This window comes from Balneola vulgaris DSM 17893, from assembly GCF_000375465.1.
GTDB classification, from domain to species: Bacteria; Bacteroidota; Rhodothermia; order Balneolales; family Balneolaceae; genus Balneola; species Balneola vulgaris.
The window spans coordinates 337810-350946 of sequence record NZ_AQXH01000002.1 but is presented as its reverse complement, the minus strand read 5'-3'; the positions used below and the strand labels follow the sequence as shown (position 1 = coordinate 350946).

General features: G+C 39.4%; 14 protein-coding genes. 9 read left to right on the top strand and 5 right to left on the bottom strand.

The genetic code is table 11. The features are described from left to right. Window positions 1-193: 193 nt before the first annotated feature. Window positions 194-367, bottom strand: coding sequence for a hypothetical protein (locus B155_RS13920; protein ID WP_018127878.1), 174 nt, complete (start codon window positions 365-367; stop codon window positions 194-196). A 342-nt stretch (window positions 368-709) separates the two neighbouring features. Here B155_RS13920 and B155_RS0108680 point away from each other — a divergent pair, with 342 nt between their 5' ends. Further along, the gene (locus tag B155_RS0108680; RefSeq protein ID WP_018127877.1) at window positions 710-1273 is read left to right on the top strand and encodes an RNA polymerase sigma factor; all 564 of its coding nucleotides are present in this window, start codon (window positions 710-712) and stop codon (window positions 1271-1273) included. 211 nt (window positions 1274-1484) lie between these two features. Beyond that, complete coding sequence (acs, locus tag B155_RS0108675) at window positions 1485-3383, top strand: acetate--CoA ligase (protein ID WP_018127876.1); 1899 nt, start codon at window positions 1485-1487, stop codon at window positions 3381-3383. Window positions 3384-3404: 21 nt separating this feature from the next. Here acs and B155_RS0108670 read toward each other — a convergent pair whose 3' ends face one another. From B155_RS0108670 to B155_RS0108655, 4 genes are all read right to left on the bottom strand, one after another. Beyond that, a complete protein-coding gene (locus B155_RS0108670; protein ID WP_018127875.1) occupies window positions 3405-3770 on the bottom strand; it encodes a hypothetical protein in 366 nt (121 codons plus the stop codon). 4 nt (window positions 3771-3774) lie between these two features. Continuing rightward, a complete protein-coding gene (locus tag B155_RS0108665) occupies window positions 3775-4989 on the bottom strand; it encodes an alanine dehydrogenase (protein WP_018127874.1) in 1215 nt (404 codons plus the stop codon). Between the two features lie 70 nt (window positions 4990-5059). Next, a complete protein-coding gene (gene ligA, locus B155_RS0108660; protein WP_018127873.1) occupies window positions 5060-7057 on the bottom strand; it encodes an NAD-dependent DNA ligase LigA in 1998 nt (665 codons plus the stop codon). 8 nt (window positions 7058-7065) lie between these two features. Further along, the gene (locus B155_RS0108655; RefSeq protein WP_018127872.1) at window positions 7066-8172 is read right to left on the bottom strand and encodes a helix-turn-helix domain-containing protein; all 1107 of its coding nucleotides are present in this window, start codon (window positions 8170-8172) and stop codon (window positions 7066-7068) included. 199 nt (window positions 8173-8371) lie between these two features. Between B155_RS0108655 and B155_RS0108650 the strand changes: the two genes are divergently transcribed. The 7 genes from B155_RS0108650 to surE all read left to right on the top strand — a co-directional run bounded on the left by B155_RS0108650 (window position 8372) and on the right by surE (window position 13120). Continuing rightward, window positions 8372-8971, top strand: coding sequence for a ComF family protein (locus B155_RS0108650; protein WP_018127871.1), 600 nt, complete (start codon window positions 8372-8374; stop codon window positions 8969-8971). Window positions 8972-9001: 30 nt separating this feature from the next. Next, complete coding sequence (locus B155_RS0108645; RefSeq protein ID WP_018127870.1) at window positions 9002-9640, top strand: hypothetical protein; 639 nt, start codon at window positions 9002-9004, stop codon at window positions 9638-9640. A 2-nt stretch (window positions 9641-9642) separates the two neighbouring features. Next, window positions 9643-10272: a histidine phosphatase family protein gene (locus B155_RS0108640; RefSeq protein ID WP_040368363.1), complete on the top strand. Its 630-nt coding sequence runs from the start codon at window positions 9643-9645 to the stop codon at window positions 10270-10272. 91 nt (window positions 10273-10363) lie between these two features. After that, window positions 10364-11053 carry a bifunctional demethylmenaquinone methyltransferase/2-methoxy-6-polyprenyl-1,4-benzoquinol methylase UbiE gene (ubiE, locus tag B155_RS0108635; protein ID WP_018127868.1) on the top strand — a complete coding sequence of 230 codons (690 nt, stop codon included), beginning with the start codon at window positions 10364-10366 and terminating at the stop codon, window positions 11051-11053. Window positions 11054-11087: 34 nt separating this feature from the next. After that, a complete protein-coding gene (gene fabZ / locus B155_RS0108630; protein ID WP_018127867.1) occupies window positions 11088-11519 on the top strand; it encodes a 3-hydroxyacyl-ACP dehydratase FabZ in 432 nt (143 codons plus the stop codon). Between the two features lie 6 nt (window positions 11520-11525). Further along, on the top strand, window positions 11526-12353 hold the full coding sequence (gene panB, locus B155_RS0108625; protein ID WP_018127866.1) for a 3-methyl-2-oxobutanoate hydroxymethyltransferase: 828 nt from the start codon (window positions 11526-11528) through the stop codon (window positions 12351-12353). Further along, the gene (gene surE / locus B155_RS0108620; protein ID WP_018127865.1) at window positions 12353-13120 is read left to right on the top strand and encodes a 5'/3'-nucleotidase SurE; all 768 of its coding nucleotides are present in this window, start codon (window positions 12353-12355) and stop codon (window positions 13118-13120) included. Before panB ends, surE begins: the two co-directional genes overlap by 1 nt. Window positions 13121-13137: the final 17 nt, after the last annotated feature.

Below are 13137 nucleotides of genomic sequence, written 5' to 3'. Positions count from 1 at the left end.
TGATCGGCTGAGAATCGTTGCCACCAAATACAGCGTCGGTTTGTTCAACAGTAGGCTCATTAACTTCTTCCAGGTTAGCATCAGTAACTGAAGCGCAAGCAAATGAGAAAGAAGCGATTGCGATAAGGGCGAAGAGAGATTTAAGTGATTTCATAGTGGTTGTATTTTTAGAGTTAATGGGATAGTGAATGAATTACATTTTTGGCTTGGTGATGATCGGCTGAGAATCGTTGCCACCAAATACAGCGTCAGTTTGTTCAACAGTTGGCTCATCAATTTCTTCTAGGTTAGCATCAGTTACTGTGGCACAAGCGAATGAGAAAGAAGCGATTGCGATAAGAGCGAAGAGAGATTTAAGTGATTTCATTTTTATATAAAATTTGTTGTGAAATATTTTTTAGGTCCAGAACAAGAGTTTACTGTCCTTGAATTGTTACAAAACAACTGCATTTTCTAATCTTGTATCTAAGACATTTTAATAGTCGACATAAAGAGTATAGTGCATTTATTTTGTTACACATTTAATCTAATCGAAAATAATTTTCACGTCAAAATAAATGTTAAAAAAAATTAATATTTAGTCGTTAACCTATCATAGATGGGCTAAAAAAGCTTTTGATGTGTTGTTCAGAGTTTTATATTGGCGCTTCAATGAAGGGGACGTATCGTAGCGATCGGCCATAAATTTTATAACTATCTATAGTCAAAATTGACAAAAGCTAGAGTAGATTATTCTGAGTTAGTAGAAGCCATTCAAGAAGGGGACAATAAGAAGGCTACAGATCTTATATCTGAAGTTATACCTAGACTGGAGGACTATTTAACTGTATCAATGAATGCGGATGCTAATTCTGCGCAAGAGTGCGTACAGCAGGCATTTTTAGATGTATTTGAACAAGTAAGAAAGGATAAGATCAAGGAGCCAAAGTACATCTTTAGTTATTTGATCAAATCGTGCCGTCATGAGTATCTCAGATATGCTAAAAGGCAGCATAAGTTTAAGTACGAAGAAGAGGCATTAAATGAGCTATATGAGCCTGAACAGCAAATAGAGAATCTATTAGACAAAGAACGCCAGAGAATATTAAAGGAATGTCTAGAAGAGCTGCAGGATAAGTCAAAGAAATTCATTGAGTACTTCATAGACAAGCCCGATGCCACTACAGAAGAGGCTAGTGAAGAGTTTGATCTTTCTGGGGCTAACGTTCGCACAAAGAAATCTAGAATTTTAAGTCGACTTCATCACTGTTTTAAGAGAAAGTCGAACGAATAATCTTTTACATTTGCACGAAAAAGTGTGAAAATTCTATTATTTGAGCGTGTAACAAATTCTTAATTCCCTTCTACTTATAGCTGAAAACGTAGTTGTAAAAAGCTAGAAATTCTAATGTAACTGTTTTCTAGCTTGCCTGATTAATATTACTTTTATTATGCTTTCGATAAGGCTAGAATCAATTCTTAAATAACCAAAACTTAGACCAACTATGTGGCTGAATATAAAATCGTACGATGAGTACCAGGAAACCTTTCAGGATAGTGAAAAAGATCGCTTAGCCTTTTGGGAACATGAAGCAGGTACATTTTATTGGAGGAAGCGATGGGATAATGTACAGTCGGGTAGTTTTGAAGATGCAGACATTAAGTGGTTTGAAGGCGGAAAGCTAAATATTACAGAAAATGCCCTAGATCGCCATCTAAATACGATTGGCAATAAAACCGCATTTATTTTTGAGCCCAATCATCCCGATTCATTTCGAAGAACCATTACCTTTAAGCAGCTTCATGAGGATGTTTGTCGATTTAGCAATGTATTAGAAAGCAAAGGTATTCAAAAAGGAGATCGAGTTTGTATTTATATGGCCATGACTCCTGAGTTGGTTATTGCTGCGTTAGCATGTGCACGAATTGGAGCGGTTCATTCCATCGTATTTGCAGGGTTTTCAGCACAGTCGTTAAGTGAACGAATTAATGATTGTGATGCAAAGATGTTGATTACAAACGATGGACTTCGTCGTGGAGATAAGCACGTACCACTCAAAGATATATCAGATAAAGCACTTGAAACGAGCCCATCTGTTAATAATGTAATTGTTTGCCAACGAACAAATCGAGATATCAATTGGGTTGAAGGACGAGATGAGTGGTGGCATAACTTAATTCGAAATGCCTCAAAAGAACATGAGGCGGTTGAGATGGATGCCGAGGACCCATTATTTATTTTATATACCTCTGGCTCTACAGGTAAACCTAAAGGAGTAGTGCATACCTGTGGTGGATATATGGTGTATACTAGCTATTCATTTAGGAATGTTTTTCAGGTTGGAGCAGATGACATCTATTGGTGTACGGCTGATGCGGGTTGGATTACAGGGCACAGCTATATTATTTATGGTCCGTTATTAAATGGAGCTACAGGTATCATTTTTGAAGGTACTCCAACATATCCTGATGCTGGACGATTCTGGGAAGTAGTTGAGAAGTACAAAGTAACTCATTTCTATACGGCACCTACTGCTATTCGTGCACTGATGTCGTACAGTTTAGACTACGTAAACAAGTATGATTTAAGCTCATTGAAGGTGCTAGGCTCTGTAGGAGAACCTATAAATGAAGAAGCATGGCATTGGTATGATGAACATATTGGCGGGAACCGATGTGCAATTGTAGATACTTGGTGGCAAACAGAGACAGGGGGCATAATGATTTCGCCATTAGCGGGTATTACACCTACTAAGCCAGGCTTTGCAACCTTACCACTTCCGGGGGTATTCCCAGTACTGATGGATGAGAATGGAAATGAAATTGAAGGAAATGGAGTAGAGGGCAATCTTTGTATTAAACACCCTTGGCCATCAATTGCTCGCACCGTTTATGGAGATCATGAACGTTATAAGCAAACTTATCTATCTGCTTATAAAGGTTATTATTTTACAGGGGATGGTTGTAGACGAGATGAAGACGGTTATTATCGAATAACTGGGCGTGTAGATGATGTGCTAAATGTATCTGGCCATAGGCTTGGTACTGCTGAAATTGAAAATGCATTGGATGAACATGCAAAAGTTGTAGAAACGGCGGTAGTGGGTTACCCTCATGATATCAAAGGTCAGGGTGTATATGCCTTTATGATCTGTGATGGAGAAATAAATGATACAGAGGCCTTTAAAAAAGAATTATTGGATCTAGTGGTGAAGATTATTGGTCCGATTGCGAAACCAGATAAAATTCAGATAGTTCCTGGACTTCCGAAAACAAGATCGGGTAAGATCATGCGAAGAATTCTTAGAAAAGTAGCTTCTAACGATCACGATAATCTTGGTGACACTTCCACTTTATTAGATCCTACAGTGGTGGAAGCGATAAAAGATGGTAAGCCAATTTAACGCACGAAAGATCACCAAAATTTAAAGTCCTAGTAGATAGCCTATGGGTAAAAAAATCAGGCTAACTAGTAATAGAATTATTCTGAATCGGGTTTTCACTAGCATGGGGTGAAAAAACAGACCAAAAGTGTATGGATGATTCTTTAACCATGTATAGTAATGTTGGCGATGCACCGATCCTAAAGCCATGGTTACGTGTCCATGAAGAATGGTAATCATGAATGGAAGAGCAAACATGAAAGCTCCTAAATATCGGAAGCTTTCATCCATACCAACTAGCATAGCGGCGTGGTAGTAGGGCCAAGCAAAGAGCACGATAAGTGGTACACATATGGCCCAATTTATTACAACAATACGGATGTAATTATTTTCGGATAATTCTGACATACGATCAGATTTTGGAAGCAATAAGCATTTCTATATCGCGATAATCCATTTGGAATAATTGAGCGAGTGATTTCTTCGTTAAGTGCTTTTTATAAACATAGGCACCATTTCGAAGTGCTGTGTTAGCCCAAAGGCATTCTTTTACTCCGCCTGCATCTCCTATAGCTAGTACATAGGGTACCAAAACATTATTAAGGGCGTAGGTGGCAGTTCTAGCAACATCAGCGGGCATATTAGGCACGCAGTAGTGCGTAACGTCGAAGGCTTTATAAATCGGATTAGAATGGGTTGTAGCACGGCTTGTTGCAATACACCCACCTTGGTCTATCACCGTGTCTACAATAACACTACCGGGCTTCATTCCAGCAACCATATCTTCAGTAACCCAGCATGGAGACCGATCACCTTCGGCAACAGCGGCTCCGATAATAACATCCGCAAATTTTAGTGCAGAACTCAGATACTGCTCGTTGGCAACAGCTGTAATGATTCGACGATCTAATGCGTTTTCAAGTCGGCGAAGGGCATTTAAGTTGGTATCCATAACGAATACTTGGGCGCCATATCCTAAGGCGGTGCGTGCAGCATATTCACCTGTAATTCCTGCCCCTAAAATCACCACAGTAGCAGGCGGTACACCAGAAATTCCGCCTAACATTATTCCTTGACCTAGACTCTGATTTTCTAAATAATGGGCCGCTTTTTGAACCGCAATTGAGCCTGTGATTTCATGCATCATACGGACGATTGGAAATTCATTATCACGATCTTTAATGAATTCATAGGCAATACCCGTAATCGACTTTTCAATTAGAGCTTGTACATAAGCCTCATTTTGATTGCCCATATGTAGGGCAGAAATAATGGATTGTTCTGGCTCGAGGTATTCCAGCTCATCGGAGGTGAGTGGGGCTACTTTTAGAATGAGCTCCGACTTCTTAAACACATCTTGGGTGCTGTAAGCGATCTCAGCACCAGCATCTGCATAGTCACGGTCAGAAAAGTTAGCTTCTTCACCGGCTCCTTTCTCAATATAGACTTCATGACCATTTCCTCGAAGAATAGAAACACCACCAGGGGTTAAAGAGATTCTCTTTTCATCGTTCGAAATCTCTTTCGGAAGCCCAATTTTTAAAGAAACTTTGGTTGAAGATCTAATCAGATGCTTCTCGAGTGTTTTTAAACCGATTTGTTCCGTATCAAGCGGGTTCAATTCCATGGTCTATCCTTCATTAGTTAAAATAAGATAGTGAAATCGATTTGAAATATAGAACTAGAATGAATCAGGCTTATTCTCCGATTTTCTGAAGGAATGATTCTTCATCCCAAATTTCAATGCCTAGGTCTTGAGCTTTTGTAAGCTTACTACCAGCAGCTTCACCAGCTAATACCGCATCTGTATTTTTACTCACCGACGAGGTTGTCTTACCGCCATGCTTCTCAATCAATTCTTTAGCCTCATTTCTAGAAAGAGTCGGTAAAGTTCCTGTTAACACGATTTTCATGCCTTCTAATGCAGATGAAGCTTGTTCTTTCTCTTCCACTTCAAATTGAAGTCCAGCTTCAACTAAGCGTTGAATGATGGCCTGATTGGTTTCATTCTGGAAGAAGCTTACCACTGATTCGGCTATTCGAGGGCCGATAGAATCTACGGCAAGTAGTTCTTCTTCAGTAGCAGATTGGAGTGCAGATAGGGATTTAAATGCATAGGCTAAATCCTTTGCAACGGTCTTACCAACAAAGCGAATACCAAGGGCATACAATACTTTTTCGAAAGGTTGTGATTTACTCTTTTCAATTCCATTGATAAGATTTTGGGCACTTTTTTCAGCCATACGCTCTAGTGGCGTAATTTGATCAATGCTAAGGTCATAAAGATCAGCGTAATTGGTAATCAAATTAGCTGAAACCAGTTGATCTACAACGGATTCCCCAAGTCCATCGATATCTAGAGCATCACGAGCGGCAAAATGTTCAATTTTTATTCGCAGTTGCGGTGGACAAATAGGATTAATACATCTCCAAGCCACTTCACCTTCATACTTAATGAGTTCAGCACTACATGCTGGACAATGAGAAGGGAATTCAAAAGGTTGATTTCGATCTGGGTTGTCAGGATTTACTACACTTATGACCTGAGGGATGATTTCACCAGCTTTTTCAACAACTACAGAATCTCCGATACGAATGTCTTTACGTTGAATTTCATCTTCATTATGAAGGGAAGCTCGTTTTACTGTGGTTCCCGCAAGTAATACCGGATTAAGTTCAGCCACGGGCGTAATAGTCCCTAATCGTCCAACTTGAAGGGTAATATCATTAATTATAGTAGTAGCTTGTTCGGCTTCAAATTTATAGGCTATAGCCCAACGCGGGAATTTCGATGTAGTTCCGAGTTGCTCACGCAGTGATGATTGGTTGATTTTTATAACCACACCATCGGTTTCGTATGGGAGCTTATGTCGAAGTTCATCCCATTCTTTGATTTGTGAATGAACTTCTTGGATAGTTGAACAAACTTTGGGATGCTCGTTGATAGGGAGCCCAAATTCTTGCATCAACTCATTCTTTTTAGATTGAGTGAGCTGTTGGTCTTCGTTATCGAAAAGTACGTCGAAGGCAAAAAACTTTATAGGCCTTTGAGCTACAGCCTTTGGATCCTGCATTTTCAAAGAACCGGCTGTTGAATTTCTTGGGTTGGCAAAGGTGCTCAAATCCTCTTCTTCACGTTTTTGATTAAGTCGTGCAAAGGCTTCCCGTTCCATGAATGCTTCACCTCGTACTTCAACTACTTCTGGGTAATTACCTTTTAGCTGAAGAGGGATATCACGGATGGTGCGAATATTTCGTGTAATGTCGTCGCCTTTCTGGCCATCACCACGTGTTGCACCCACTACAAGTTTACCGTGTTCATAACGAAGTCGAATGGAGGCACCGTCAAATTTCAGTTCAACAAAATAATCGTAATTGTTGTGTCCGAGTAATTTTTGAACCCTTTTGTCAAAATCGTTTAGCTCTTCTTCGTTATAGGTATTATCTAAACTTAAAAGAGGTATTGGGTGCTCAACGGTCTCAAATTCAGATGATACTTCACCACCAACTCGTTGTGTAGGAGAGCTAGGGTCGAGTAGTCCAAACTCGGCTTCAAGTTGTTCTAATTCTTTGAGCTTCTCATCGAATTCCTTGTCGCTCATAAAGGGTTGAGCGTGATCGTAATAGGCTTTGTTTGCTTCTTCTAAGAGAGTTCTAAGTTCTTGAACTCGGGTTTTAGCCTCTTCTTTCTTCATTGAGTTTTCTAAAATCGAATAGGGTATATGATACTATCTGGTGCTGCTACACCTAGGTTTTCTGGAAACGTGAATGGTGCAGCTTGTAGGTATCGTGGTTGATTGAGGATTTCGCGCGTAATAACTACTGAATTTAACTCAGGATCAAAATGATTTTGACGAGGATTGTCAATCACATGACCATTAAACAATAAAAGCATTCTTGAATACTGACCACGAACGAGTAGGGAATCACTAAAATCGAAGTTATAAGCTTCGCCTTGGTTCATCCAAAATGGATTGGTTTTACCATTAAAATCACTAGTAACACGAACGGGGTCTAATACATCATATGCGGCATAAACTGCCACAGTAATAGTGTCATCTAAAGTAATTGCAGAATTTGAGTTTTGTCCAGCCGAAGAGTTTGTTGGTGAACTAAGTGGTACTGAAGTAGTACTTGTAGTATCTATAACCGAAGTATTTAGGTCATTATTCGATGATGGTTCAGATTGTGTGACTTCATTACTCAGAATTCCACCTTCTTCTTTGGTGAATAAATCTTGACCGAAATAATACCCAACTGCACCAAGCACAATTATTGTAAAAAAGATGCCTAATAGAATACCAAGTTTAGAATTTGTTGGAGCTGCATAAACTTTCTTGCTCATGTCGGCCCAATTTACAGTAGCAACGGTAGGCTTATCTTGAGTGGCAGCTACCGGTTCCTCTTGTAAAAATTCGGGACTTTCTTCGATCTCTTCTTCATAGGTAGATGCAGTGGATGACTCTGTACTAGCTACATTCGTAGAATCAACTTCAACTGTATCCTTATTTACACTATATGACTCAACAGAGGTGTTGGGGTCGCGCAAAATTAGTAAATCGTTGCTATATGTGCCTGCTTCTGTTTTTTCCAGTGCTACTCTAATATGATCAGTCGGGATCTTTAAAGCCTTCGCATAACTTCGAATAAAACTTCGAAGATATGTAATACTCTCGCTGGAACTACTTAGTAGAGTGTCATTTTCTATAGATTGAAGGGTATGAACCGGTATTTTTGTAGAGTTGAATATATCCTCTAACGTTAAGTTCTTCTCCTTTCGGATGGTTGCGAGATCATTACCCAGCGACATATGCAACTAAATTAAATTTCATTTTTTGTGATTTACAGAGCAAACTAAGTAATTAAAGTTGTCAGCAAAAGCAACATTTCAAATTTAAAAAAGAAATAAAGTGCTCAAGCTCGTTAAATATTTTAGTTCCTCCATAAGTCATCTGTTATTTCCCGAAGTTTGCCTGCTTTGTGGCACCAAAGTTTCCGGAAAATTTAAGATGATTTGTACCGAATGTGCCGTTTATAAATTCGAGAGTGCTACACAAAGCTATGAGGATAGAATTAATATGCCTGAAGGGGTCTCGTTCAGGGTAGCACTTTGGAGTTTTGACAAAGGGGGATATCTACAGGAAATTCTACACAAATTGAAATATCACCGATTAACCGCTGTAGGTGAAGATTTAGGATTATTTCTTGGAGCGCGAATTAAAAAAATTCCTGCTGCAAAAATATTGAATAAAGAGAATTCATTAATACTGCCGGTTCCACTTCACCCCAGAAAAAAACGGATGCGCGGATTTAATCAGGCGAGATATATAGCTATGGGAGTATCGGAAGTTCTAGGTATTCCGCTGTGTGATTCAAAAAGTGTTCGGCGAATTAAGAATACGAAGTCACAAACGGGTTATAGTCTAAAAAAGAGAAGAGCGAATATTTCGAAAGCATTTAGGATGGAGGATGCAGAAGAGATAACCGGTAAGCATATCATTATCATCGATGATGTTATTACTACTGGAGCAACAACCTTTGAGCTTGCCAATGAATTAAAAATTGCAAAGCCTTCAAGTATCTGCATCGCGACAGTGGCACAGGCATGAATTAAGTTAATCTTTAACTTATATTCTGCCATGACTAGAGAACCAAGCAAATACGAATGGAACATGATGGAATTGCAGGACGGTATTACTACCTCCAGTGGCAATTGGTATCATACAAACAGCAAACAGATTAATAACTATATCCCGGGGCTTCTTAAGAAGTTTAAGGTCGAGGATATCATTAAAAATGCAGATCATTGGGTAGCTAGTGCTAATGGGTTTTCGCTGGTAGTATATCTCATTCTCGCATTGCTTGGGGTTAATCCATACTTGTCAGGTATCATCTCCTTACTCTTTTTTGTTATGTGGTATAGGAATACCAGTGCCTTTGCATACCCTGGATTAAATAGTTTGGCGAGACTTCTAAATTTTGATGGCTTTATTTATGTGATATCCGGTGCTTCTCTCATATGGTTAGGTATGTCGGGGGCATATGTAGCTACTTGGATCGGCTTGGTGATGTTTTTTCTCTTTAAAGTGGGACTGCTTCAGTTAGGTATGAAATGGCTGGATAAAAAAAGTGATAAAGCTGAACGCCAAGATAAGATTCTAAATATGCTTTTAATCCGATATGGAATGAAAGAAGGGTTAATGAGTGGCAAAATTGAAGACATGCAAAAGTCATTAATTAATACTGTGAATTACCACAAGACAAGGAAGAAAAAATAGAAATGTCGGATAAGAGGATATTTCTAGTAAGGCATGGGGAGACAGATTACAACCGGGCCAAATTGATGCAAGGGAGAGGGATAAATGCTTCAATCAACGAAAAAGGTTTAGCACAAGCAGAGGCGATAAAGCGTGAACTTGAAACGATAAAGGTTGATGCTATTATAACGAGTGGTTTAAAACGAACTCAAGAAACGGCCAAGCCTTTAAGCATTCACCATGATGTTCCCATTCAAAGTTATTCAGAACTAGACGAAATGGATTTTGGGGCATTAGAAGGTAAAGCCTTTGATGAGGTAATAAATGATCTTAAAGCATTGCATTCGAGTTGGAGTTCAGGATTGTTGGATGTGCCTGCTGGAGGAGGAGAGACCCCTATTGAGGTGTTTAAACGAGCAAATAAAAAGGTGCTTGAATTACTTGGAACAACCACAGCATCCACTATTGTTTTTGTGCTTCACGGACGGTTGTTAAGAATTTTATTATCTGAATGGCTAGGATTGGGGCTTAAGAATATGCATCAAATTGAACACACCAATGGCGCCATAAATGAACTTGTGTGGTATAAAGGTAAATTTGAAAGCCGGCTATTAAATCAGGTAGATCATTTGAATGATTTGCACCATGATTAATCCATATATATGAGGAATGTTGCTTATCTTCAAAGCTTGAAACCATCAGGCTAAAGAATTGGTTTTACGCTTTAAATAATCCAATAAAATTATGAGTGAAAAAGTAAGGTCGATGTTCGCTGATATTGCTAGCGACTACGACAGAATTAATACAGTTTTATCATTTGGTGTACACCATGCGTGGCGAAAAAAAGCGATTTTAGAAAGCGAGGCCAAAACTGGTGATCATGTGTTAGATTGCGCAACAGGAACCGGTGATTTAGCGATTGCCTTTAAAAAGGTTGTTGGGGAATCAGGATATGTTATGGGGACTGATTTTTGTGCTCCTATGATTGAGCCAGCTCCTGCCAAAGCAGAAAAAGAAGGGTTGAGCATCGACTTTGAAGTAGCAGATGCGATGAACTTACCTTATGAAGATAATTGGTTCGATATTTCAAGTATATCTTTTGGAATCCGAAATGTAGACGAGCCTGTTACCGCACTTAAAGAAATGGCGCGTGTTGTAAAACCGGGTGGTAGAGTGGTAGTTTTGGAATTTGGGCAACCCAATGGTTTACTCAAAATGCCTTACAATTTATACAGCCAACATATTATGCCAGCTGTAGGTGGGTTTTTAAGCGGTAACCGTGAAGCCTATACCTACTTACCTAGAACTAGTGCTGCTTTTCCAGCGGGCGACAACTTTATTAAGTTAATGGTTGAAGCTGATTCATTCACTGAAATGAAAGCCATTAAATTAACTGGTGGTATTGCCTATATATATGTGGGCGTGGTTCGATAAATTTATATTTTAAGGATTAATAAAAAACAGATTTATGCATATAGAAGACATTAAAAAAGTATTACCTCATCGCTACCCATTTTTATTAGTTGATAGAGTATTAGAGAAGGGTGACGATAAAATTGTAGCTATTAAAAATGTTACGGTAAACGAAGAGTTTTTTAACGGTCATTTCCCTGGTCAGCCCATTATGCCAGGTGTTTTACAAGTAGAAGCGCTTGCACAAGCGGGTGCTATTTTATTAATGACTGAAAAAGTTGAAGATCCTGAAAACTCATTAATGGTATTCACAGGTATTAAGAATGCTAAGTTTAGACGTCAAGTTGTACCAGGCGACCAACTTAAACTAGAAGTTACATTAGGTTCAATGCGCCGTAATTTTGTAGTTATGACTGGTGTTGCAACCGTTGATGGTGAAGTTGCATGCGAGTTAGAAGCATCTGCAGCAATAGTTCCAAAGCAATAAAAAACCATGAGTACGAATACCTCTGATCGCCCCGCAAAAATTACCACACAAACGGTCGTAGATATGAAGCGAAATGGAGAGAAAATCTCCATGTTAACCGCTTACGATTTTACGATGGCCACCATTGTTGATCAAGCAGGTATTGATATTATTTTGGTTGGTGATTCGGCAAGTAATGTGATGGCTGGTTATGAAACTACCGTGCCAATGACTTTAGATCACATGATTTATCATACCTCATGTGTGGTACGTGGGGTTGATAGAGCACTTGTTATTGCCGACCTGCCTTTTATGAGTTATCAAGTTACGGCCAAAGAAGCCCTGATTAGTGCTGGCCGGATGATGAAAGAAGCTGGCGCTCACGCTATTAAGCTTGAAGGTGGAAAACCAATTGCTGGTACCATTCGAAAAATAGTAGATGCAGGTATCCCCGTGATGGGTCATTTAGGGTTGACTCCTCAAAGCATTTATAAGTTTGGCACATATAAAGTAAGAGCTACCGATGAAGAAGAAGCCACAGCATTAATCGAAGATGCTAAACTACTTCAAGAGGCGGGATGTTTTTCCATTGTGTTAGAAAAAATACCTGCTAATCTAGCCAAAAGAGTTTCTGAAGAATTAGACATTCCTACTATTGGCATTGGTGCTGGTGCTGGTTGCGATGGACAAGTGTTAGTACTTCACGATATGCTTGGGCTTAACAAAGGCTTCAATCCACGATTTTTACGTAGATATGCCGATCTGCATTCTGAAATGACAGGTGCAGTTCAACAGTACATAAGTGATGTTAAATCAATTGATTTTCCTAACGAAGAAGAACAATACGGCGGATAATGAGCGACAAAAAACCACTGATTTTAGTTTGTAACGACGATGGTATTTTTTCACCTGGTATTAAGGCTCTTGCTGAAGTAGCAGAAGAATTTGGGGATGTAGTGATTGTAGCTCCCGACCGCCAACAAAGCGCTGTTGGGCACGCTATTACAATGTCGGTTCCTTTAAGAGCAAACGAGATGACGGTTGCCAATAAGTATAAAGGATTTGCTGTAAATGGAACACCTGCCGATTGTGTAAAACTTGCACATGGTAACTTATTGGAGCAAAAGCCTGATCTAGTATTAAGTGGTATTAACCACGGGAGTAATGCAGGTATCAATATTCTGTATTCAGGAACCGTTAGTGCTGCTACCGAAGGTACGATTCTAGGCTATCCATCGATTGCTGTAAGTTGCACAGCCTACCCTGAAGACGCAGATCTAAAAGGAGCACAAGAAGCTGCACGCCGTGTAGTGCGCTATGTTCTCGACCGTGGTGGGTTGCCAAAAGGTGTTACACTAAATGTGAATGCCCCTGAAGGCGAGTTCAAAGGTATTGAATGGAGCCGTATGGCTGATAGTCGTTACGTAGAGGAATACGAAGATCGTAAAGATCCATATAACCAGGCTTATTACTGGTTAACTGGAAAGTTTGAACTGCTTGACGATCGAGAGGATTCAGACATTCATGTATTGAATGAAGGCAAAGCTACAGTTACGCCTATTCAATATGATCTAACTGATTATACTCTTCTAAAGGAAGACGGAGACGAAGTATTTTTGTAAATAAAAGAGTAAGGCGT